General features: G+C 35.0%; 27 protein-coding genes. 9 read left to right on the top strand and 18 right to left on the bottom strand.

Annotation, left to right across the window (positions count from 1 at the left end; genetic code table 11):
• Nucleotides 1–27 precede the first annotated feature (27 nt).
• The 6 genes from K6119_RS07895 to porG all read left to right on the top strand — a co-directional run bounded on the left by K6119_RS07895 (nt 28) and on the right by porG (nt 5,323).
• On the top strand, nt 28–588 hold the full coding sequence (locus K6119_RS07895; RefSeq protein WP_221837810.1) for a hypothetical protein: 561 nt from the start codon (nt 28–30) through the stop codon (nt 586–588).
• Entirely contained in the window at nt 569–2,395 is a 1,827-nt protein-coding gene (locus tag K6119_RS07890) for a tetratricopeptide repeat protein (RefSeq protein WP_221837805.1), read from the top strand. Before K6119_RS07895 ends, K6119_RS07890 begins: the two co-directional genes overlap by 20 nt.
• Nucleotides 2,392–2,700 carry a DUF4286 family protein gene (locus K6119_RS07885; protein ID WP_221837802.1) on the top strand — a complete coding sequence of 103 codons (309 nt, stop codon included), beginning with the start codon at nt 2,392–2,394 and terminating at the stop codon, nt 2,698–2,700. The genes K6119_RS07890 and K6119_RS07885 overlap by 4 nt, the downstream gene beginning before the upstream one ends.
• Complete coding sequence (gene rsmA, locus K6119_RS07880) at nt 2,701–3,480, top strand: 16S rRNA (adenine(1518)-N(6)/adenine(1519)-N(6))-dimethyltransferase RsmA (RefSeq protein WP_221837799.1); 780 nt, start codon at nt 2,701–2,703, stop codon at nt 3,478–3,480.
• An 86-nt stretch (nt 3,481–3,566) separates the two neighbouring features.
• Nucleotides 3,567–4,475, top strand: coding sequence for a DUF6089 family protein (locus K6119_RS07875; protein WP_221837797.1), 909 nt, complete (start codon nt 3,567–3,569; stop codon nt 4,473–4,475).
• A 17-nt stretch (nt 4,476–4,492) separates the two neighbouring features.
• Nucleotides 4,493–5,323: a type IX secretion system protein PorG gene (gene porG, locus K6119_RS07870; RefSeq protein ID WP_221837794.1), complete on the top strand. Its 831-nt coding sequence runs from the start codon at nt 4,493–4,495 to the stop codon at nt 5,321–5,323.
• On the opposite strand, the gene K6119_RS07865 is transcribed toward porG, so the two are convergent.
• Complete coding sequence (locus K6119_RS07865; RefSeq protein WP_221837792.1) at nt 5,320–5,886, bottom strand: DUF420 domain-containing protein; 567 nt, start codon at nt 5,884–5,886, stop codon at nt 5,320–5,322. The genes porG and K6119_RS07865 overlap by 4 nt on opposite strands.
• The gene (locus K6119_RS07860; RefSeq protein ID WP_221837789.1) at nt 5,873–6,538 is read right to left on the bottom strand and encodes an SCO family protein; all 666 of its coding nucleotides are present in this window, start codon (nt 6,536–6,538) and stop codon (nt 5,873–5,875) included. Before K6119_RS07860 ends, K6119_RS07865 begins: the two co-directional genes overlap by 14 nt.
• Before the next feature lie 68 nt (nt 6,539–6,606).
• Here K6119_RS07860 and K6119_RS07855 point away from each other — a divergent pair, with 68 nt between their 5' ends.
• Nucleotides 6,607–7,314, top strand: a complete 708-nt coding sequence (locus tag K6119_RS07855) for a hypothetical protein (RefSeq protein WP_221837787.1) — start codon at nt 6,607–6,609, stop codon at nt 7,312–7,314.
• Here the strand turns inward: K6119_RS07855 and K6119_RS07850 are convergent.
• From K6119_RS07850 to gcvH, 15 genes are all read right to left on the bottom strand, one after another.
• Entirely contained in the window at nt 7,311–8,042 is a 732-nt protein-coding gene (locus tag K6119_RS07850) for a hypothetical protein (protein WP_221837785.1), read from the bottom strand. The genes K6119_RS07855 and K6119_RS07850 overlap by 4 nt on opposite strands.
• A 14-nt stretch (nt 8,043–8,056) precedes the next feature.
• On the bottom strand, nt 8,057–8,431 hold the full coding sequence (locus K6119_RS07845; protein WP_221837783.1) for a cytochrome C oxidase subunit IV family protein: 375 nt from the start codon (nt 8,429–8,431) through the stop codon (nt 8,057–8,059).
• 25 nt (nt 8,432–8,456) lie between these two features.
• Complete coding sequence (locus K6119_RS07840; protein WP_221837781.1) at nt 8,457–9,215, bottom strand: cytochrome c oxidase subunit 3; 759 nt, start codon at nt 9,213–9,215, stop codon at nt 8,457–8,459.
• A gap of 24 nt (nt 9,216–9,239) precedes the next feature.
• A complete protein-coding gene (locus K6119_RS07835; protein WP_221837778.1) occupies nt 9,240–10,289 on the bottom strand; it encodes a cytochrome c oxidase subunit 3 in 1,050 nt (349 codons plus the stop codon).
• On the bottom strand, nt 10,286–11,137 hold the full coding sequence (cyoE, locus tag K6119_RS07830) for a heme o synthase (protein WP_221837775.1): 852 nt from the start codon (nt 11,135–11,137) through the stop codon (nt 10,286–10,288). The genes K6119_RS07835 and cyoE overlap by 4 nt, the downstream gene beginning before the upstream one ends.
• A 191-nt stretch (nt 11,138–11,328) precedes the next feature.
• Complete coding sequence (locus K6119_RS07825; protein ID WP_237828132.1) at nt 11,329–12,762, bottom strand: hypothetical protein; 1,434 nt, start codon at nt 12,760–12,762, stop codon at nt 11,329–11,331.
• Nucleotides 12,763–12,868: 106 nt separating this feature from the next.
• Nucleotides 12,869–13,951 (bottom strand): glycosyltransferase family 4 protein, encoded by a 1,083-nt coding sequence (locus tag K6119_RS07820; RefSeq protein WP_221837771.1) that lies wholly within the window; start codon nt 13,949–13,951, stop codon nt 12,869–12,871.
• Between the two features lies 1 nt (nt 13,952).
• The gene (locus tag K6119_RS07815; protein WP_237828131.1) at nt 13,953–15,539 is read right to left on the bottom strand and encodes a hypothetical protein; all 1,587 of its coding nucleotides are present in this window, start codon (nt 15,537–15,539) and stop codon (nt 13,953–13,955) included.
• Between the two features lie 74 nt (nt 15,540–15,613).
• On the bottom strand, nt 15,614–16,549 hold the full coding sequence (gene fcl, locus K6119_RS07810; protein ID WP_221837767.1) for a GDP-L-fucose synthase: 936 nt from the start codon (nt 16,547–16,549) through the stop codon (nt 15,614–15,616).
• Nucleotides 16,542–17,633 (bottom strand): GDP-mannose 4,6-dehydratase, encoded by a 1,092-nt coding sequence (gene gmd / locus K6119_RS07805; RefSeq protein ID WP_221837764.1) that lies wholly within the window; start codon nt 17,631–17,633, stop codon nt 16,542–16,544. The genes fcl and gmd overlap by 8 nt, the downstream gene beginning before the upstream one ends.
• Nucleotides 17,626–18,426, bottom strand: a complete 801-nt coding sequence (locus tag K6119_RS07800) for a 3'(2'),5'-bisphosphate nucleotidase CysQ family protein (protein ID WP_221837761.1) — start codon at nt 18,424–18,426, stop codon at nt 17,626–17,628. The genes gmd and K6119_RS07800 overlap by 8 nt, the downstream gene beginning before the upstream one ends.
• Nucleotides 18,426–19,160 (bottom strand): deoxyribose-phosphate aldolase, encoded by a 735-nt coding sequence (gene deoC, locus K6119_RS07795; RefSeq protein WP_221837758.1) that lies wholly within the window; start codon nt 19,158–19,160, stop codon nt 18,426–18,428. Before deoC ends, K6119_RS07800 begins: the two co-directional genes overlap by 1 nt.
• A gap of 51 nt (nt 19,161–19,211) precedes the next feature.
• Complete coding sequence (locus K6119_RS07790) at nt 19,212–19,886, bottom strand: energy transducer TonB (RefSeq protein WP_221837755.1); 675 nt, start codon at nt 19,884–19,886, stop codon at nt 19,212–19,214.
• 57 nt (nt 19,887–19,943) lie between these two features.
• Nucleotides 19,944–20,348: a VanZ family protein gene (locus K6119_RS07785; protein ID WP_221837752.1), complete on the bottom strand. Its 405-nt coding sequence runs from the start codon at nt 20,346–20,348 to the stop codon at nt 19,944–19,946.
• Complete coding sequence (gcvH, locus tag K6119_RS07780) at nt 20,341–20,718, bottom strand: glycine cleavage system protein GcvH (RefSeq protein WP_221837749.1); 378 nt, start codon at nt 20,716–20,718, stop codon at nt 20,341–20,343. Before gcvH ends, K6119_RS07785 begins: the two co-directional genes overlap by 8 nt.
• Before the next feature lie 155 nt (nt 20,719–20,873).
• Here gcvH and prfB point away from each other — a divergent pair, with 155 nt between their 5' ends.
• On the top strand, nt 20,874–21,959 hold the full coding sequence (prfB, locus tag K6119_RS07775; protein WP_221837745.1) for a peptide chain release factor 2: 1,086 nt from the start codon (nt 20,874–20,876) through the stop codon (nt 21,957–21,959).
• 1 nt (nt 21,960) lies between these two features.
• Here prfB and K6119_RS07770 read toward each other — a convergent pair whose 3' ends face one another.
• The gene (locus K6119_RS07770) at nt 21,961–22,383 is read right to left on the bottom strand and encodes a hypothetical protein (RefSeq protein ID WP_221837742.1); all 423 of its coding nucleotides are present in this window, start codon (nt 22,381–22,383) and stop codon (nt 21,961–21,963) included.
• Between the two features lie 314 nt (nt 22,384–22,697).
• Between K6119_RS07770 and panD the strand changes: the two genes are divergently transcribed.
• Nucleotides 22,698–23,045, top strand: a complete 348-nt coding sequence (gene panD, locus K6119_RS07765) for an aspartate 1-decarboxylase (RefSeq protein ID WP_221837739.1) — start codon at nt 22,698–22,700, stop codon at nt 23,043–23,045.
• Nucleotides 23,046–23,073: the final 28 nt, after the last annotated feature.

Raw genomic sequence — 23,073 nt, 5'->3', positions numbered from 1 at the left:
TAATCGTCTAAAAATTGTTATAACATTATGAAAAACCTTTTGACCTTATTAAGTGTGGGATTGTTGGTGTTGGCAACTTCTTGTAGCCCATCATCTAAATACAAAGCTGAATTATCAGAAATTGATTCGTGTATGACTGTACTTACTGACATTCAGGAAATGTATGACGGTATAGAATTTGATAGTTTACAGATGATGGTTGACCATGTATTGGCTAATGAAGCTGATATTCAGGAATATTATCATCCGGATACTGTTTCACTTGAAATTGGTACGAGAATGAATGAGTGTAAAGGAATCCGTAAGTCTTTGAAAGATTTGGAAGTGAAGCGTACTAAATATGCAGATGAAATTGCTGAATTAACTAAACAATTTTCTGATCTTAAAGACGACATTGAAAATGGAAGATTAGCTGAAGAGAAAGTAAAAGAGTATTTAGCTACAGAGAAAGATGATTTAAATGTTTTGAACCAAACAGTTTCTGACTTTTATACATTACAAGACAGACAGAAATTATATTATTATTCAGCAACACCTATTATTGATAGTTTGATTGCCAAATTAAAAAGTGAAGCTCAGCCAGCATAAAATATTGTTCTTTTTGTTACTGGTATTTTTATCAGTAAACAATAGTGTTTATGCCCAGCCAATGGATAATGACACTAAACTGGCTGATCATTATTATAACAAAGGTGAGTACGACAAGGCTGAAGAGTACTACAAAAAGGCTTACAAAAAGTACAAGCACAGTGTTTACTTTGAAAAGTACTATCTCTGTCTATTTTATCAAAAAAAGTACGAAGAGGCAGAAAAGCTTTGTGAAAAGCAAATCAAATTAGATCCTTTTGACATTGAGGTGCAATTCATGTTGGGTCAGGTTTATGAAGAAACCGATAGACAAGAAGAAGCTAACAAGCTTTACGAAAACATGATCAACGAAATGGGCGCTATTCAAAGTAGAGTACTGGCGCTTGGTAAGGCTTTTAAAGTAAGAGGGAAGAACGAATACGCCCTTGAAACTTATCTCAAAGGAAGAAAGCTCATCAAAAACGGATATCAGTTTCAATTGGAAATGGCAGAGATTTATTCGCTTTTAAAGCAGCCGGATAAAATGATTGCCGAATACCTCAATTTGCTTGAATACAGTAAAAACTACATCCGTACAGTTCAAACTTACCTTTCAAGGGTTATTGATTTTGAAGAGGACGAAGACCTGGTTGAAATGTTGAAAGTAGAATTGCTTACCCGCGTTCAAAAAAATCCGGATAAGGAGTATTACAGTGAGATGTTGATTTGGTTTTACCTGCACAAAAAGGAGTTTCCGGGAGCCATTATTCAGGCTAAGGCTTTGGATAAAAGGCTGAACATGCAAGGTAAAAGAGTTTTTGAAGTGGCAGAAGTTTGTGAGGTGAACAACAGCTATACTTCTGCGTCAAAAGGTTATCAGTATGTAATTGATTTGGGAGAAACTTCACCTTATTATGTAATGGCAACTGAGCGAAAACTCAACCTTGGTTTTATTCAAATTACACAAGAAAAATCTTATACAAAAGCAGATTTAGAAACTGTTGCGGCAGATTTTGAAGCGGCTTTGCAGAATTTAGGAAAATCCCCAAAGACATTGGGAATCATGATGCAATTAGCAGAAATTTATGCCTTTTATTTAAGTGAAACAGATAAGTCTGAAGCCTTGATTAAAGAAGGTTTGGCACTTCCTTTACCTGCCATTAGAAAAGCAGAACTGAAAATTTTATTGGGAGATGTTTACGTGGTGTCTGACAGAATTTGGGATGCAAGTTTATTGTACATGCAAGTTGAAAAAGACTTTTCAGAAGATGTAATAGGGCATGAGGCAAAGTACAAAAATGCCAAGGTGTTTTATTATGACGGAGAGTTTGAATATGCAAAAGCACAGTTGGATGTTTTAAAAGCATCTACCAGTAAATTGATTGCCAATGATGCCATGCAGTTGTCTCTTTTATTGCAGGATAATTTAGGAATTGATACTACACAGGCGCCGGTTCAAATGTTTGCCAATGCAGATTTGCTTTTACAACAAAACAAGTATCAACAAGCACTGGCAATATTAGATAGTTTAGAAAAAAAATATCCTTTCCATTCTTTAGCTGATGAAGTACTTTTTAAAAAGGCGGAGATTTATGAAGAAATGCAAAACTGGGAAAAAGCAATTGAATTGTATGATGTTGTGGTAAGTTCGTATGCACATGATATTTTAGGGGATGATGCGGCCTTTAGAATTGCTCAGATCTACGACTACAGACTAAAGAACAGGGAAAAGGCAAAAGAATATTATAAAAAGATATTGTTCGACTTTAAAGGGAGTTTGTATACTGCAGAGGCCCGAGCGCGATATAATCAAGAAGAAATCCAATGATAATATATAACGTAACAGTAAATATTGATTCAGATGTTCATCAAGATTGGTTTGATTGGATGTCAGATGTGCATATCAAAGATGTAATGGATACCGGTTTGTTTTTGGAAGCTAGATTTTCAAGAATCCTGGCGGAAGAAGAAGGCGGAATGTCTTATTCAATTCAATATTTATGCAAGGATATGGAGACGCTTGAAAAGTATCAACAAGAGCATGCTCCAAAATTGCAATTAGATCATCACAAGAGATACGAAGGTAAATTCGTGGCTTTCCGCACATTATTGCGCGTAGATAAAACATTTTAAATGTCAGTAAGACCAAAAAAACACTTAGGTCAGCACTTTTTAAAAGATGAAAGTGTATGTGTCAGAATTGCTGATAACATCTTTGTAGATAATTGTCCTAAACACATTTTGGAAATTGGTCCCGGAACAGGAGCATTGACAAAATACTTGTTAGATAAAGAAGATTTTGATGTTCATGTAATGGAGATTGATGAAGAATCTGTGGATTATCTTTATCAAAACTATACCCAATTAAATGGAAAGATTCACTTTGCTGATTTTTTAAAATCTGATCCCACTCAATTATTTGATGAACCTTTTGCTGTAGTTGGTAACTTTCCGTATAACATTTCATCCCAAATTTTATTTAAAGTAGTTGATTTCAAGGATCATATTCCTTTGGTGGTTGGCATGTTTCAAAAAGAAGTGGCTGAACGTGTTGCAGAAAAACCCGGTTCAAAAAAGTATGGAATAATCTCAGTGTTAATTCAAGCCTGGTATGATGTTGAGTATTTATTCACGGTAGATGAGCACGTATTTATTCCACCTCCAAAAGTGAAGTCCGGAGTAATCAGATTGACAAGAAATGGGGTAAATGAATTACCATGTGATGAAAAGATGTTTATCAGAGTGGTAAAAGCAGCTTTTAATCAAAGAAGAAAGACATTACGCAATAGCTTAAAGCAAATTATTTCTGAATTAAATTCTAGTATTGACACTACAGACGACTTTTTTCAAAAACGCCCTGAACATCTTTCAGTTCAGGATTTTATCTTGCTTACTCAACGATTAATGGCTTGATTTTATCGAAATTAAATATAGAGCCATCTATTCTCACCTAACTTTGCCTTAACCTTTTAACTCGATTCTCGTAGAACTTGGTTAAAATGAAAAGGCTACTATTTGTCATATTGCTTTTTTTGGCAACTTTTTCACTGAATGCTCAGCAATGGCGCTTTGTACGTCATGAGGTGAACTTTGGTGTAGGAGTTTCAAACTTCCTCGGAGATTTAGGGGGAGCAAAGGGTATTGGTACGCACTATTTCAAGGATCTTAGAGGTAGATCAACAAGACCCGCAATAGAACTTGGATACAAGTTTACCATCACACCTGCATTTTCTGTAAAAACATCTGTTGTTTGGGGATATTTAAATGGTGATGATGCAACAACTAAAAATTTGATCAGAAACAATAGAAATCTGCATTTTAGATCAATGATCGGTGATTGGTCTGTGGTTGGTCAGTGGTATCCTTGGGAAGAAAGAATTTCACACAGATATAAGATTTCAGGAATTTACGGTAATAGAACATTTACCATTATGCCTTATGTTTCATTGGGAATGGGGATGACCATGTTTAATCCAAAAGCTAAGTACAACGGAAACTGGGTGGCATTACAACCTTTGCACACTGAAGGGCAAGGAATGATGGGCAGACCTGAACCTTACAAAAGAATTACCATGAATTTCCCTATTGGAATTGGGGCTAAGTATCTTATTACCTCACAATGGTCATTAGGATTTGAATTATCTGTGAGATATACATTGTCTGATTATATTGATGATGTAAGCACTACTTATTACAAGCCGGGTTCTTTTACAGATCCTGTGGCACTTGAATTGCAAGACAGATCTCTGGATCCTAATTTAGGGTGGACCGGAGTAACTGAATTTGACAATGGTTTAGTAAATTACAAGCAAAGAGGTAATCCTAATTACAATGATGCCTACATGTTTGCAATATTCTCTGTTCATTACCGTTTTACTAAAGGACAAACGTATATTCCAAAGTTCTAGTTATTTTTGAACTTGTAATGAGAAACCTGATTGTATTATTTTCCCTTTTGGTGCTGACCAATGGTATGGCTCAGCAAAGATTCAAAGCGCGTTTTGAAATGGGCTTTATGGGTGGTGGTTCTTATTACATTGGTGATTTAAACCAATACAAACACTTTGTATACAGCAAGCCTGCTTTTGGAGCAATTGTGAGATATAACTTATCTAATAGAGCTTCATTGAGATTTACAGGTACTTATGGTAATGTTTGGGGAGATGATGCCAGATCTAATGAATCACAAGAAGTAAATAGAAACCTAAACTTTAGATCTTCCATTTTTGAATTAGCCGCCGGAGTTGAAATTCATTTATTGAATTATCGAATCAACGATATGAAGTATCCTTTTACACCTTATTTGTTTTATGAATTGGCCTACTTCAGAATGAATCCTAAAACTGATTATCAAGGGAACGAAATTGAATTACAGTCTTTAGGTACAGAAGGGCAGGGTACATCTTTATCTGACAGAAACAGATACAGTTTAAATCAAATTTCAATTCCTCTTGGGATTGGTATGAAATTCAATATCAGAGAAAGGTTAGCCATCTCAGTAGAATACGGTATACGCAAAACATTCACAGATTATTTAGATGATGTTTCAGGTAATTATGTAGACGCAGATTTACTGAGAGCAGAAAACGGTCCGATTGCCGGTGATTTATCAAATCCTAGTTTGGATGGTGTGTCAAGAACTGGGTTCAATAGAGGAACATCAACCAATAAAGATTGGTATTCATTCTATGGTATAATGATCACATTTAAGCCTTTCAAAAGAGGAATTTGTGATTTTGGAGCTCCTTTCCACTAATAATAAGGACTGATCATAAAGTAAACCACTACACCTGTTACAGCTACATACAACCAAATTGGGAAAGTAATTTTCGCCCATTTTCTATGAGATACTCTGTTGTCTGCCCATCCTTTTAAATAAGTCATCATCACCAAAGGCAACACTGCCAAACTCAATAAGATGTGTGATAATAAAATAAAGGTGTAGATATAATAAGAGAAGCCTACTGTAGCTAATTCAGCTGCAGATCTAATCCCATTATGGTCTGCATCTCCATACAAAGTACTCTCAGAAGTAATGTGATAGGCCACATACATTACTAAAAACAAAAGAGAACAAATAATGGCTGTAAACATCAATTTTTGATGACGTTGAATGTTTCCTTTTTTAACAGATACCACGGCGGCTATAAGTAAAATAGCAGTCAACCCATTGATACCAGCATAAACAGGTGGTAAAAATGATAAATCAACGCCTTCAATTGATACGTTAAATAATATGGCAACAACTGCCGGTATGACAATTGATAATACAATTACAAGTGGTTTGAATTTTTGCTCTACCGATTTAGTTGTACTCATTTTTAATTAGTTTTTTAATGTCTTCTGCTAGTTTGTCTACTTCTTCTGTTACTGTTCCTTGATACATACCTCTAATGTGTCCTTCTCTGTCAACTAAGGTAAAAAAGTCTGAGTGGATAAATCCACCATCTGCATTGTCATCTTTATTAGCACTTAGTAAATAACCTTCTCTTGCAATAAAGTGAACGTATTCTCTTTCGTTGTACAAAAAGTGCCAGTTGTGTGTATCAATTTCTTTATCAGCAATAAATTGGTTCAGTTTGCCTATACTGTCTCTGTCAGGATCAATTGTATGACTTAAAATGATTAACTCATCTACATCAGCAGTCATTTCCTGTAATCTTTTCATTTGTTCCATCATAGCAGGACAAATTGAAGGGCATGAAGTGAAAAAGAAATTAGCTACATATACATGTCCTTTTACAGTTTCATTGTTTACAGTAACGCAATCCTGGTTTATGAATTCAAATTTTGGAATTGTGTAGTAGATTGTATCCCATTTTTCTGTTCCGTTTTCAGTGGTTATAAAAGCGTCATGCTGACCTATATAAGGCAAAGGTTCGTAGGTGTTTTGTTCGCCGCTTTCATCAGATTCATTTGAACCACATGAAACGAATATCAGCAAAACAAATGCAGAAAATAAATACTTCATAGAATAAGGTTTCAATCTTTGTTTAGTGGTGCAAAATTAATGTTTTTTGAAGGGTAAATGATGGCTTCATGAAAAAGATTGGTGGATATTTATTGATGATCAGTTTGGCTGTAATACCTGCGTGTGGGGATACTGATACAGCTAACGTTCCTGAGCAACTTCCTGAAATTGCTTATGATAATCCTTCAAAAGTGAGTGAGGATGTTTTGATTGATGATGTATGTGAACTTAGGTCTGAACTGGATTTTCATTTGTTGCCTGAGCAATGGGTGATTCATCATAACATTAAGAGTGATGATTTTCAAAATTTTATGCCCGGCCATAAGATGACAAAAGAATGGTTTGATGTTTCGGATAATCTACAATATGTGGATCAGTTAAAAATGTATCAGTCTTTGTTTATTACTAACCCCAAAGGTGATAGGTTTATTGATTTAGATAGTTATTCATTGAATATTGAAAAAAGAGGAAATACATTGGTGAGTCCGGGTGGGGAAGTGGACACCCAGGTTCAGATAGTAAGCAAAGATTGGAGAGTACTGGAGGTGTTATTTTTGGGTCCTGCAGTTACAATAGAAGATGCTGTTTGGATCAATGATAGTGAATGTTGGATATTGACAATAGAGGAGTACAACAGTCAATTTTTTCCAACAGTTATCATGATTAATTTGGATGATAAGTGCATGCAATCAGTAATATCAAAAAGTGAAACTGATCAGAATAGAACAGCTTATAATCTGCAATACAGATGGAAGGAAATTGAGTTTTTAGATTAAGAATCGGGATGTTCTGCTTCCCATTTAGCGTCAAACTCTTCTTTTTTAAGGACCTTTAAAAGATCAAAAAAGTTTCTGATATCTGAATCGCGTTTGGCTCCTGTTACACCTCTAATGTGTCCTTGATCATCAATCAAAACAAGTGAATTTATAAAGGCATAAGGACCTGCTTCACCTTCTTCAGTAACAGATGGTAATGTTTTAAAGATGCTATCGTAATAAATGAAAGAGTAAAATGGAGTTGGATCACCGTACGTAAGCCACCAAAAGTCCTTGTCATACTGTTCCATTTCATCAATGATTTTTTGGCTTGGACCTTCAACAGGATTTCCTTCAACATCAGTAAGTATAGACATGACACGCACATTGCTGTAATTGTCTTTATTGCTAACTAATTTCTTAAAAAAGATGTTGTTGAATAGAAACAAGTTTATTCCGCAAGAATCCATATCAGGACATTGAGTTTGCAGTGTTGTCAACACAATAAACTTCCCTTCAATTGAATCTTTGGTAAGCGGTGTACCATCAAATCTAGTAAGGTTAAAATCAGGAATCACATATGCAGTACTGTCAACAATGTTGCTGTCAGCATCATAAACATAAGTCCATTCACCTACATAAGGCAAAGAAATAAACTTGTTCTTAAGGTGTGTAGCAAGATAGTAAATGATAGCTCCCGGCCCACAGACGATCAATAAGAGCGTCAAGACCCTTTTCCATTTCCTCATTTGCTAATAGCAGCTTAGTGTAATGTCTCCCAAACCTGGTGTACGTACCCTGCTTCAGTTAATAAGATGAAGATTAGGTAACAGATGAACAACATATATGGCCAAAGAATCATTCTTCTAAGGTTTCTGTTCTCATCTCCAAGGTGCATGAAAACCATAATGATATATCCGGCTTTAACTAATGTTAAAATGATGTATCCAAATTTAATGGCTGTCCAAGCTCCGGTTGAAACATCTGCTTTAGGGAAGAAAATACCAACTGCTACTTCTACGATCGTTACAACTGACAATAAAATGGTAACAAACCAGATTTTCTTTCTGATTGCTTTCCCCTCTTCATCAGAGTGGTGTGCATGTAATGAATATTCTACTATATCGTCTCTTTCCATTTTCTGAAAATTTTATTGATCGTAATTAAACAAGATAAAAGAAGGTAAATACAAATACCCAAACAAGGTCTACAAAGTGCCAGTAAAGACCAACTTTTTCAACCATTTCATAATGTCCTCTTTTGTGGTATACGCCGCGAATCACATTACGTAAAACAAGTGCATTAAACAATACTCCCGTGAATACGTGGAATCCGTGGAAACCTGTAATAAAGAAGAAGAAGTTTGCATATAAAGTAGGGCCATATGTGACCATTTCTTTAATTTCGTGGCCGTGGTGATTAACTAATTCATACTCTCCTCCGTATGGACTATGAAGTAAGGTGGCGTTATCATGCCACGTACTTAATATTCCATCATAACCAGCAATGAACGTTGACCACTCCCAAACCTGAGAACCTAAGAAGATCAAACCACCAACAACTGTCCATAACAACCACTTGATAACTCCCTTTTTGTCCATTCTATGACCGGCTTCTACCGCTAATACCATAGTTACTGAAGAAACAATCAAGACGAAAGTCATGAATGCAACGTAAATTAATGGTGCCGGCATGTGTGAAAAAGGAATGTGTGTAAACACTTCCTCACCCATAGGCCAATCTCCGGTGACGTTGGTAAACTTGGTATATCCCAAAGCACACAAAAGTCCTCCAAATGTCAAACCATCTGACACTAGGAAAAACCACATCATCATTTTACCATAACTTACTTTAAACGGTGATTCGTGTCCGCCTCCCCATGCCGTAGCTGAATCGATTTCTGTAGAAGCTGCTCCTGCCATAATACAATTTTAATTAGTGCAAGTTTAATGAATAAAAATTAAAAATCCGTACAAATACAACCACAAAATACCCAAAAAATGCCAGTAGTTTGCACCGAGCGTTAAACCAAGGTAATTTGAAGCAGTATAAGATTTTTTTAACCCTCTGATAAACACCACCAATAGGGCGATAATTCCTCCAAGCCAGTGCAATAAATGCATTCCTGCAAAAACATAAATAAATGAACTTGCTGTGTTATTTGCACCGTATAATTCTGTTTCTAATTTGGCAGAAAGTGGTTTGCCATCCAAGAAAAATGTTCTGTTTTTATAATCTAATTTTTTCTCATTGTAAACAATCACAAAGTCTTTTCCATATTGACCTTCCATAGTAAAATCACCTCTTTGGTTGTGTAAGTTTTCACCAAACTGGTACAATTCAAAAAGCTGATCTCTATCTAGTTCTTGATCATTTAAAAAGAACATTTTATTGCTGTAAGTAACCGGTTGATTTTTGTAATACATCATCCAACCCGCACCATAATTACCAATGTCAAAATTATTGGTTCTAGTTCTTCCTCCTTCTTCCAATATAGCACCAAGCTCAATTAAATCCTGCTCCATTTCAGGAGAGATTTTATCACCTTTCCAAAAGAATTCTTCGTTTTCAAAACTCAAAGATTTTCCTTCATAAGTTAAACTGAAGATGTTACCATATCTTCCACTGTTAGTAAGGATAGGTCCAGTTATTCTGTTTCCGTCTTCAATCATTTGATTAAATGCAGTAAACTGAAAATACCCAAATCCAATTCCGGTCAATAAAGCAACGCCTAGTGAAAAATTTAAAATTGAGTCTTTGGCATTTTTTACAGCATAAACGGCAATGAACATCATGATACTACTCAGGACAATCATGACAGTACTCATAACAAAACCTTTTGGCATTGGAAGTTGTACCCAGAAACCTGAGCCTCTAACAACTAAATACGCACTGGTAAAACCAGCAAATAACATGACTACTGTAATAATGAAAAACCAAAGAAGATTCTTTTTGGCTTTCTTATTTTGTTCGGGATCTAGTAAGTTTTTACTCACTGTAAAAGTTTATCAAAAACGTATAAAAATTGAATAAAAGGCAGGTATATAAAAGATGCGAACATCAATTTTTTAGCCCATTTATCCTCCTGTACCAAATAGAACTTGTAAGCGATCATGAAAAACCAGATCCCTGCCAATGTTCCTAATATCAAAGTTATATCACCTGCCCATTCAAAGTACCAAGGCAAAATACCAACAGGCACCATAATAGCAGTGTAGATTACAATTAAAAATAATGTCTTTTTAGATTTTCCTGATTTCAAAGGCAATAAAGAAAATCCAGCCTTGCGATAATCATCATCTTTTAACCAGGCAATGGCCCAAAAGTGAGGGAATTGCCAAATAAATTGTATAAAGAATAAGATGCCTGCTTTAAAACTGAAAAAACCATCAAATGCAACAATTCCAATCATTGGTGGAATGGCTCCGGGAAATGCTCCAACAAATACAGCCCATGGTGTAATAGGTTTCAAAGGTGTATAAACTGCTGCATATAAAAACATGGCTAAGATTCCTAATACTCCAGAAAACCAATTAATTTGAAATAATAAAAATGCGCCTGCAATACCAAAAATAGAAGAGATTACCAGTCCTTCTGTTACAGTTAATCTGCCTTGAGGCATAGGTCTGTTCATGGTTCTGGTCATCAATTTATCAATGTCTCTTTCAATAACTTGATTGTAGCCATTAGATGCTCCTGTGATTAAAAAACCACCCAACGTCATGTATAATAAGTTGATATCGAAACCTCCGCCTGCGAAGAAATAGCAAGCAATAGCAGAAATAACTACCAAGAAAGACAGACGCAATTTCATCAGCATTGCAATGTCTTTTATTTTACTCACGCTAGTCGCTTTTTCTATAGTGGATTCTTTGGCCAACATTTGATAAATCTGGGCAAATTTAATAAAAAAAGGACCAATGAATTGATAAGTTTGAATCTAGATTGATTCTATATTATCAACATTTTAAAAACAGACTTAACAATTTATCTTGTCATTCGTTGAAAACCAATGATTTTAGAACTTGATTCTTGCTAAAAATCATTATAAACATTCCATATTCTTGATCTGATTCCTATCTGGAATGAATTGTAAATTTTTGTGTTGTACTCATTATTCGCTACCCTTAAGTTGTAGGCTGCTGTTAAATACATATCTATAGATGGAATCAGGGCGTACTCATATATAAATGTCTCATTCAACACGTTGTTTCTATTTCCTTGATACATCATTTGATCAAAATCCCCTGGACGATTTGAGTATGATTTAAAAATATCCTGTCCATAACTGGTCAAAGAATCAATATCGGTTCCAAATGATGCAAACGTTATTTTATTCGTAATCCTGTGATCTCCAAAACTATAAGAAGTAATTTGTAACAACTCCATAAAATTGGCTCCTAATGGGTGGGCTGCTGCTGCATTCATATGTCCATACGCATGAGCAGATGATTTGTGAGAGTAAGTAAATGGTCTTGCGCCATTGAGTTCAATTTGGAAATACAGATTCTCCTTAAAAAATTCATCAGACTTATATCCCAATTGCCATGCATATTTATTGGCCCACCATCTGCTTTGTGCTTGTATTTCTGACAATAAAAATTCGTCCAGTATAAATTGAGTGTAAATATTATGATGTCTGTTTAGTTTGTACGAAGCGTTCATTCCCAGTAAAACATTATCTGCCGAACCTAAGCCATATTCAACAGGTCTGTAAAAAACTACCGGGTTGATGTAATTAAAATCAAACCCTCTATTTACTAAAGTGTCTTTAGTTCTGAAATTCACCGTTTCAAATACAGATAAGTTTAATCCTTGAATAATGTTCCAGGATAAATAATGTGTGGCATTGAACTTTGGAATGTCTTGTGATCGGTCAAAGGGGTCTGTGCTATTGTCTCTCCAAAAATTGTATAAGTTGACATATTTAATGCTACCAAAACTTGTTTCAATTTTGAAAAATGGATGTGCACCAATGTTATCAGACAACAACATTGATCTGTATCCTTCACCAAAAAAGTTTTTACCGTATCCTCCTAAAAAGGTAAAGAACCTATTTGGTCTGTATGCCATTAAGAATTCACCCCTGTAAAAAATGTTGTTAGCAATTGCTCTATTTGTTCCAAAATCCATGTTGTAATTGGATTGAATGGAATCACCTAACACACCGTCTATTTTGTAATAAGGCAGCATTTTAAATGTTAAGTAAAATTTACGTTTGCTATAATTCAGTCCGAAACCTGCACCGGCTGTAATTTTGGGGATTGAGTTTTGACCTAATTCAATTCCGCCATTGATATCTACCAAAGGATAAAGTCTAAAATTGTATAGTTTGCTGCTGTCAACAGTTGCGCTGCTGGTAATAATGAAAGATCTTTTAAAGGCTAAATCCTTTTTATCTGTCAAATTTAGTGGAGCACTATTAATGATTGGTTTAACTGAGCTGTGTACACTTTGATTGTCGCTCATCACATAAGGTGATTGGATCTGATTACGGTAATGTATGTCATGAACACGCAAGAGATTTTGCCCAAATGAAAATTGAGAAACGAATAGTGATATGTATAAGATCCACTTATGCATTTTTCTTTTTTCCTTTTGGATAAGCGTAGAAAACAAATAGCATGAATAAAAAACAGGTGGCAGCACTTATTCCAAAACTGATGTTGGGGTTAGGGAATTGTAAAAAGAATGCTTGCCCAATCATGATCAATGTAAAGATGTAGATTATGATGACCGTTTTTTTGTGATTGTTGTCCTGGTCTAACATTTTGTGATGCAAGTGATTTCTATCGGCACTTAATGGTGATCTTCCACTCGCTATCCTTATTGAAAAAACTCTCAAAGTATCTAATAATGGGTATGCCAATATGGTCATAGCTAATACGGGTTTAGATACGTATTGTATTTCAACAGGTAATGTTTCAATTGGTGTGTCAATTAATTTGATAGCCAATACACTTAAAATGGCTCCAATTGAAAGTGAACCCGAATCTCCCATAAATATCCTGGCAGGATTAAAGTTAAATACAAGAAATCCTAATAAAGCTCCACTTAAACTAAAAGATACAAGTGCCCAGTGAACTGCTCCCGTGTATGAAAACCACACACCAAATGCTGCAGCCGCTATTAATCCCACTCCGGAGGCTAATCCGTCTACTCCATCTACTAAATTAATGGCATTCACAATAACGATATAAGCAAAAATTGAGATCAGGATACTGCCATATTCCGGTAATTCTATGTCCATTCCTAATAATCCTTGAAAAGAGGTGATTCTAATTTCACCCATTACTACCAAAATGAATCCTACCATTAAATGAGCCAGTAGTTTTTTCATTGGGGACATGCCGATAATATCATCTTTAACTCCAACAAAAAATAGCAATATCAATGAGGCCATGAGGTAATTAAATTGGCCTAATTCAGCCTTTGCAATCATTGAATGATCTGGGAACCAAAGCAATGATGAGAATATAAAAGCAGAGAAAATGATGATTCCGCCAATAGTTGGAATACTGCGTGTGTGTAGCTTTCTGTCTTCAGACGGCTCGTCCACAAGATGCTTTAATTTAGCCACCTTTATTAAGGATGGAGTTGCCAGTAACACAACACCAAAAGCGGTTAAAAATACGAGTACTAAATGATAATCTTTCATTTTAAAAATCTCTTGTTTTATTTCTCAATCTTGTTCTTACTGCGCAATAAACGTAGTTGGTATGGGTGTCAGGACCTTGACCACTTCCATTTCTAAACATCCAACCTGCTACAGCCTGTAGATTATATCTTTTATTGAATCTATAACCTATCTCTAGTGTGTTTATAAGAGTTCTTCTACTATCGCCTAGCATGAGATTAATTGAATTAATATTATCATTGACAATATTGATGTCTCTATAGTTTGTATCAACTATATCTCGTCTGCTATATACAGTTTCATTCGTAATAAAGAATTCTTTGAATTCATATTTCAGTTGTAAAATATATTCTGTGAATCCAGAAGCTAGAGGATGAGCTAAAGATAAATTGTTGTGTGAGTAATTGTACCTTTTGTTTGATGAGAAATAGGTTCCTCTTTTTGACATGTTGTATTCAGCACGTACATCAAAATTTTCAATAAATAGATCATATGATTTGATTCCTAGCTGAAAGCCTCCAAAGCCATTATCCAAAACAACTTGTCCATATAATCGATTTTTCAAAAATGCCCACGAATAATTTATTCCCAGTACATGGTTGTAAGTGGAATCATTTTTTGACATTACAGCTGCATTGACAAATGGAACCGGATTTACAAAGAGCCAATTTGGTTGATGAGATCCCAGGCTATCTGTTCGTTGCCAAAGGGCTCCTTCAAAAAGTCCGACATTAATTTTCGGCGTAATGGCAAAGTCTAAATAATGGTAGGTTCCTATTTTTCGTTCATATGTTGATTCAACCGAATTGAAAAAAGGGAGCCTGTAAAGGTTTTGGTGTACCGCATAAATCGCATTGTATTGAATTCGACCTTTTAAAAAATTACCTTCAAATTTAGCAAAGGGGTAATTGCTTGAAAAGTCTGAAAGTAAAAGCGAGCGGTGTCCGTTTCCTATGAATTGATTTCCATTTCCGAATTGAACATTAAAATATTCGTTGGGAACAATGGATACTTGTCCTTCTGCAAAAGCAAAGTCGTAACCATTAGTTTTAAAAGTCTTGGTTCTGGCGTATCCCGGAACTACGGCGTTTTCCTGTTTGTAATTACTTCCTGATGGCCTGAATTCGCCATACTGGTCAATGTAATTGCTATAATAATTCGGTAACACTGCCTGATTTTCATAAACAGAAGTGGTAAAAGCAACTTTGTCTAAAAATTTTGCTTGTACTCTTATACCTCTGGTATTCCAGTATAAAATGTCCAGTGAGTCTGCAGAAAAATCTGTTCCGCCTTCCAAATCTAAAATTGGATCAACTGCACACCAAAAATCTTTCCCTTCAAATATCAAGAAGTTTTCTTTGAATAATTTTTGTGTAATCCAGTAATAGTGCTTGCTGTCTTTGTAAAATATTGAATCAGGATTGGTGCGTTTATCCAGAATTGGTTTTAAACTTTGATGCGAATTGTAAAAGTTTTGGTTGACAGAATCCTTCAAGAAGAATCTATCCAATTCACTGTTATAGTATTGTTCGTTAGGAAAATACAGTTGTCCATAAGCTTTAAACCAACTAAAGCTCATCAAAATAAATATGCTCAGATACGCGCGCATGCGTTTAACAATACGGGAAATAAGAGGTAAAGGTTATGTGTTATAGATCTGGTGGGAAGTAGCTGTTGAATTACTTAATCAAGCAAGCCTTTGCTTAAAGCATCTTCATAAGCCAATTTAATTCCATCCTTTAGCTCTACTCTGTAAGACCATCCTGCTTGTGCAAGTTTTGAGACATCCATTAATTTTCTTGGAGTTCCATCAGGTTTTGATGTATCAAAAGTGAGTTCACCTTCAAATCCAATGACGTCTTTTATGGTTAGCGCCAAATCTTTGATGGAGATATCTTTTCCTGCACCAACATTTACAAATTGCTTCTCATTATAGTGTAGCATTAAGTGAAGACAAGCTTCCGCTACATCATCAACATACAAAAACTCTCTTAATGGTGAGCCTGTTCCCCATATCTCAACATTGGGTGAATTCTCCACTTTTGCAGTATGGAATTTTCTGATCAAAGCTGGTAAAACATGTGATGTTTGCAAATCATAGTTGTCATTTGGACCATACAAATTTGTAGGCATGGCAGAAATAAAGTTGCATCCGTATTGATCTCTGTATGATTCGCATAATTTGATGCCTGCAATTTTCGCAATGGCATAAGGTTCATTGGTACACTCAAGTTCACCTGTTAAAAGGTACTCTTCTTTAAGTGGTTGAGGAGCCATTTTTGGATAAATACATGAAGATCCTAAAAACAGTAATTTTTCAACCTTATTGACATATGAGGCGTGAATTATATTGCTTGCGATCATCAAGTTGTCATATAAGAATTCGGCTCTGTAGGTATTGTTAGCTAAAATTCCTCCAACTTTTGCGGCTGCTAAAAAAACAAATTGAGGTTTTTCGCTTTCAAAAAATGCGTTTACTTCGGCTTGATTTCTAAGATCTACTTCTTTTGAACTTCTTGTAACAATGTTTGAATAACCTTCTTTTTGTAAAAGTCTGACAATTGCAGAACCTACCATGCCGTTGTGTCCGGCAACATAAATCTTATCTGTTTTATTCATTGTACTCGAATGTTTGATGTCCACCTTCTTTAAGGTATTTGTCACGTTCAAACAATTTGACGTCAGCCTGCACCATTTCTTTCACTAGTTCTTCAAAACTAATTTTATGGGTCCAGCCTAATTTTTCTTTTGCTTTTGTTGGATCACCAAGTAGTAATTCAACTTCAGTTGGTCTGAAATATTGTTCGTCAACTTCAACTAAAATTTCGTTAGTCGCTTCGTTGATTCCTTTTTCATTAATTCCACTTCCTTCCCATCTGATTTTAATGTCTACTTCGGCAAAAGCTTTTTCTACAAACTCTCTTACCGGATGCGTTTCACCGGATGCCAAAACAAAATCTTCTGCTTCTTCTTGTTGAAGCATTTGCCACATACCGTAAACGTAATCTCTAGCATGTCCCCAGTCTCTTTTTGCATCAAGGTTTCCAAGATAAAGTTTGTTTTGTAGTCCTAATTTTATTTTGGCTACGGCACGTGTAATTTTTCTGGTAACAAAAGTTTCTCCTCTTAATGGACTTTCATGGTTGAACAAAATACCATTACATGCATAAATTCCGTAAGCTTCACGGTAATTTTTAACAATCCAAAATCCATAAAGTTTTGCTACAGCATAAGGACTTCTTGGATAAAAAGGAGTGGTTTCAGATTGTGGGGTTTCCATTACTTTTCCGTACAATTCTGAAGTTGAGGCTTGATAGAATTTTACAGATTTCTCCATTTTTAAAATTCTGATTGCTTCTAAAAGTCTCAAGGTTCCTAAGGCATCTGCATTGGCAGTGTACTCAGGGGTGTCAAATGAAACCTTAACATGCGACATTGCTGCCAGATTATAGATTTCATCAGGTTTTATTTGCTGTACCAACCTTATAAGATTAGTTGAGTCTGTCAAATCACCATAATGAAGAAATAAGTTTACACCTTCTTCATGTTTGTCTTTGTATAAATGGTCAATTCTATCTGTATTAAACAAAGATGATCTTCTTTTAAGACCATGAACGATATAACCTTTTTCCAGAAGTAATTCAGCCAAATAGGCTCCATCTTGTCCTGTAATTCCCGTTATAAAGGCAACTTTTTTACTCATCTGTTGTAATTTGTAATTCTTTTGGTTTAGCTATGAATTGAGGATTGTGTAAATCTTCTTTATTGTATTCCAAAGGTGCAAAAGTATTAAAATCTAACACTTCACCTCCTAAAGCACTGTAGATTGCATTTCCGGCTGCAATGTCCCATTCCATTGTTGGCCATAATCTTGGATATAATTGGGCATGATCCTGGACTAGATCAAAAAACTTCAAAGCGCTTCCTTTCAATATTCTATCAATATGTCCGTATTGATGCTCCAACTTTTCAAGAAGTTTATCTATTCTAGGTGTGTAGTGAGTTCTAGAATAGATAATATGATCTATTTTATCTCCCTTTAATTTTGCTAAATGATGTTTAGAAGAAAATATGTCTTCTTCTCCATAAGAAATTAGGGCAGGTGGTATATTTTCTCCACCAAAAATAATTTGTCTATTCACCGGATCAGCAATGATTCCAAAAATTGAACGGTGCTCACTTACATAGGCTATGCAAATAGCAAACTCGTCATTTTTTTTAACAAATTCTTTGGTGCCGTCCAAAGGGTCAACCAACCAAATGTCTTCATTTTTTCTAGTTTCATAGGGAGGTTTCTCAGACTCTTCTGAAACGATTAAAACACCTGTTTTTTTTAGTGCGTTTTGAATTATTACGTTGGATTGTTTGTCAGCAATAGTAACAGGAGAATGGTCAGACTTTATTATGACTTCAAAGTTTCCTGTGTATACACCCATAATAGCTTCCGTTGCTTCGTATAAAGCATCAATTATTAACGGAACCCATTCTTTTTTCATTAGGCTTTAAGGCTGTCTATTAAATTGTCATATAATGAGCTTGCACCAATTCTCAAAAGAGAAGGATTGATCCACTCATCTCCCAAAGTGTTTTTAACTATGTTGATGTATTTATCAGCATCTTCCTTTGTTCTGATACCACCTGAAGCTTTGAATCCAATTTTTTTACCTGTTTGGGTGAAATGGTTTTGGATTACATTACACATAATTTGTGCGGCTTCCGGTGTTGCTCCGGTTTTTGATTTTCCTGTAGATGTTTTAATAAAATCAGCACCTTCAGATATCGCAATTTCACTCGCTTTTTTTATTAACTCAGCATTTAATTCGCCCGATTCTATAATTACCTTTAATGATTTATTAGTAAATATAGATCTGGCTGCTTTTACATCCTTTGCAACATTTTCAAAATCAGAAGCAATTAAGTCACCTCTATTGATAACGATATCTACTTCATCAACGTTGAGTTGTTGGATTAATTTGTACTCTGCCGCCTTAGCTTCAATCAAAGTTTGACCGCTTGGAAAACATCCTCCAACGACGGCAACCTTAGTTTTTGAAATATTGGCTGCAAAATTCCCGAAGTTTGAATAAACACAAACGGCTGCAGGATGAACATTTTCGAATCCCGTATTTGCTTTATTAACTAGTTGTTCCACTACATTTTCGGTATCATTATCGTTTAATGTAGTAAGATCAATTAGGGATAATATTGTAAGTATCTGATTTTTATGCATAAAAAAATCCCGCCATTGGCGGGATTAAATATAAGAATATCTATTGCTTTTTTATCCTAATCTAAAGTGAATTGGTAAAGTAAATTTTACCCTTACAGGTTTTCCTGCTTGTTCACCTGGTGCCCATTTAGGCATTTGCTTAACAACTCTTTTTGCTTCAGCATCAAGAGCGTCAGAAACTCCACGTAAAACTTTCACTTGCTCAATTGATCCATCTGAGTTTACAACGAACTGTACATAAACGATTCCTTGCTCACCCATTTCAATTGATAATTGAGGATACTGAATATTGTCATTTAACCATTGTGCCATTGCACCTTCTCCCCCTGGGAAAGCTGGTTCAACATCAGCAAATTCATAAATTGGTTGTTCAACAATTTCTTCGGGCTCATCATCTAGGATAGGCTCGTCAGTAACTTCCATATCAAAGCTGATGTCTTCATCAATCTCTACGTCGTCATCAACTTCCACTACTTCGTCAGGTTGAGGTGGTGGTGGAGGAGGAGTGTCCTCTTCTGGTGGAGGTTCCGGTTCATCCATTGGAATATCGAATACCAATTCATCTCGCATTCCGTCATCTTCTACTACGTCTGCAACTTCTTCAACTTCAAATGCTTCATAGGTGAATGCCATTAAAACAATTGAGGCGATAATAAGCAAACCGAGAGATCGGAACACCCAAACTTTGCGTTCTAAATCCGCTTCACTGGATTTTTTCTTCTCCATAATTCGTTTTGTTGTGATCGCTAAAGTACAAAAATTTGTCTCACTTAGCGATACGATTTATACTAATTTTTTACCTATCAAAATATAACCTAAAACACCAAAAATTGTACCAATTCCGTTAACTATGATGTCTTCTGTGTCGTAATAACGTTGATAAATAAAATTTCCCTGTATCAATTCTATCAAATAACCGTAGCTAATTCCAATTGATATCACCATTATGTACAACCAAAAATCAGAAAGGTTCAAAAATTTTGAAACTGTATTTTTTTTGGCTTTGTAAATCCCCCAAAGCATTAAAGCTGAAAGTCCAAAGTACATTGAAAAGTGGGCAAAAGTGCTTATCGTAATAAGTTGCCATTCAATTTTTGGCAATTTATCGCCCGGTGTTATACAAAGTACCGTGATCAGTATCAGCCAACCAATCCAAGGAAGGTGATAAAAAAAGCTTTTCTTAGCCAATTAAATCTTTATAAGCATCAGCTGATAAAAGATCGTCTAATTGAGAAGCATCAGTTAATTTAACTTTGATCAACCAACCTGATCCGTAAGCATCACTATTAATTACTTCAGGATTTGATTCGATTTCTTCGTTGATCTCAATTACTTCTCCACCAACAGGCATAAAAAGATCAGATACTGTTTTTACTGCTTCAATTGAACCAAAAACTTCTTCTTGGTCTAAAGTTTCTCCTTCAGTTTCAATTTCAACATAAACGATATCACCTAATTCGCTTTGAGCAAAATCAGTAATTCCAACTGTTGCAACATCACCGTCAACTTTAATCCATTCGTGATCTTTAGTGTATTTTAAATCTGCAGGTACATTCATTTTTTTCTAGATTTTAGAGAGCAACAAATTTATAATAATATTTAATTAAATCTAGCTCATTTATTAACAGTGTTGAAAATGTATAAACACTTAAAAAATGAATTGATGTTTGATGAACCGCTTTGCATTTTCAATAACAAATTATCTTTGTCACTATGATCACGCAAGACCAAGTAAAAGCATTTGAAAAAAGAGTGAATGATCTTCAAGCTTATTTGAAGATTGATGAAAAGCGAGTGGAAATTCAAGAAGATGAGTTGAAGTCACAGGATCCAACCTTTTGGGATGATCCAAAAATGGCAGAAGCACTCATGAAAAAATTGCGTGTAAAAAAAGGCTGGGTAGAAGACTTTGAAAAGGTTCAAACTGACTTAGAGGATTTAAAAGTGTTACTGGAATTTCATGAATTAGGTGAAACAACTGAAGAGGAAATAGATGAACATTATAATAAATCCATTGACTTTTTAGAAGAACTTGAATTTAAAAACATGCTTTCTGCAGAAGAAGACAATTTAAGTGCTGTTATGCAAATAACTGCGGGAGCAGGAGGAACAGAGAGTTGTGATTGGGCATCAATGTTAATGAGGATGTACATCATGTGGGGAGAAAAAAATGGATTTAAAGTAAAAGAACTTAACTACCAACCGGGAGATGTTGCAGGTGTTAAAACAGTTTCACTTCAATTTGATGGTGATTTTGCTTTTGGTTATTTAAAAGGTGAAAATGGTGTTCACAGGTTAGTGCGAATTTCCCCTTTTGACTCAAATGCTAAAAGACACACTTCTTTTGTTTCAGTATATGTGTATCCATTAGTTGATGATACAATTGAGATAGATATTAATCCAGCTGATATTACTTTTGAAACTTTCAGATCAGGAGGTGCAGGTGGTCAAAATGTTAATAAAGTGGAGACTGCAGTTCGTTTAAGACATGCGCCATCAGGGATCATTATTGAGAACTCAGAATCTAGGTCGCAGTTAACCAATAAAGAAAAAGCCATGCAGCTATTAAAATCTCAATTATACGAAATTGAGATGCGTGAAAGAATGGCAAAGCAGAATGAAATTGAAGCCAATAAAATGAAAATTGAGTGGGGTTCTCAAATCCGAAACTATGTTATGCAGCCTTATAAATTGGTGAAAGATGTAAGAACCAATTATGAAACCTCAAATGTAGATGCAGTTTTAGATGGTGAGATTGGAGGCTTTTTAAAAGCTTATTTAATGGCCTTACACAATTAAATTATAGCTGAGAATTCAATAATTTGATAGTCACTTTATAGGTGTCAGCATTAACAGAAATGAGGTCTTTCTTTTTGAGATCTTTATAGACTTCTGAATGCAAATAAAAAGTATCGTCCTGTTGTATAACAACCAAAGCATTTTTAAATCCTAGATCTATACATTCTTTTAAAAGCGCCTCGTTGCTTTTTTCATCTGTGGTTCCTCCGTATAAATAAACAGTTTTTCCTTCTGTTGTTTTTAGTTCTAAATGATCGTGTTTTTGCCCTAATCTAAAAGATAGATAAGCAGTTTGTTCATCTGGTTTAGTATCCGGTACTGTAATCAGTGTCATCACCCAATAAGTTTTTACTTTTTTGTCTTGTGCAAATAGCGTCTGACTTGTCAAAAGGAAAAATAGAAAGAAAGGTATTATTGTCTTCATCCAAGCAATTTATGGATAGTAAGGGATAATTCAAAAAATACCTGACAAAGTTAAATTGTTAAAAATTTACTAAATCTTTCAGTTGTTGGGATTGAATGAGTTTTTTGGCACACACATTGCTTTTTAATTTTTGAACTAATAAAATTATGAAGATGAAAAATGTGTTGTTGAATTTCTTATTATTTCTAGTGCTGATATTGGCATTTCTGGTTTAATCATTGATTCGTTTGTCAATGTTTAGATTAAAAATTAGCTATCTTTGCGCCCATAAAAATAAATGATGCAAAAATTGCATCTACAATTAATGTGCGGGAATGCTAAGAACATACTTTAAATCAAAGATTCACAGGGTAAAAGTAACTGAAGCGGAACTTGATTATATCGGAAGTATTACAATCGATAAAGATTTATTGGAAGCGGCAGATATGATGGATGGCGAAAAAGTTCAGGTTTTGGACCTGGAAAATGGAGAGCGTTTAGAAACATACATTATTGAAGGAGAGAGAGGTTCAGGAGTGATTTGTATGAATGGTCCTGCTGCGCATAAAATACATGTTGGTCACACAGTAATTGTGATCACTTACGCAATGATGACTGCTGAAGAGGCAAAAGATTTTAAGCCAACTGTTATCTTTCCAAACGAACACAATAAATTAGATTAACATTATTTAGATAATTTAATTCTAGATT

Source organism: Paracrocinitomix mangrovi (assembly GCF_019740355.2).
Taxonomy (GTDB): domain Bacteria; phylum Bacteroidota; class Bacteroidia; order Flavobacteriales_D; family Crocinitomicaceae; genus Paracrocinitomix; species Paracrocinitomix mangrovi.
Note: the sequence above shows the minus strand (reverse complement) of the source record. Positions and strands in the feature narration are given on the sequence as shown.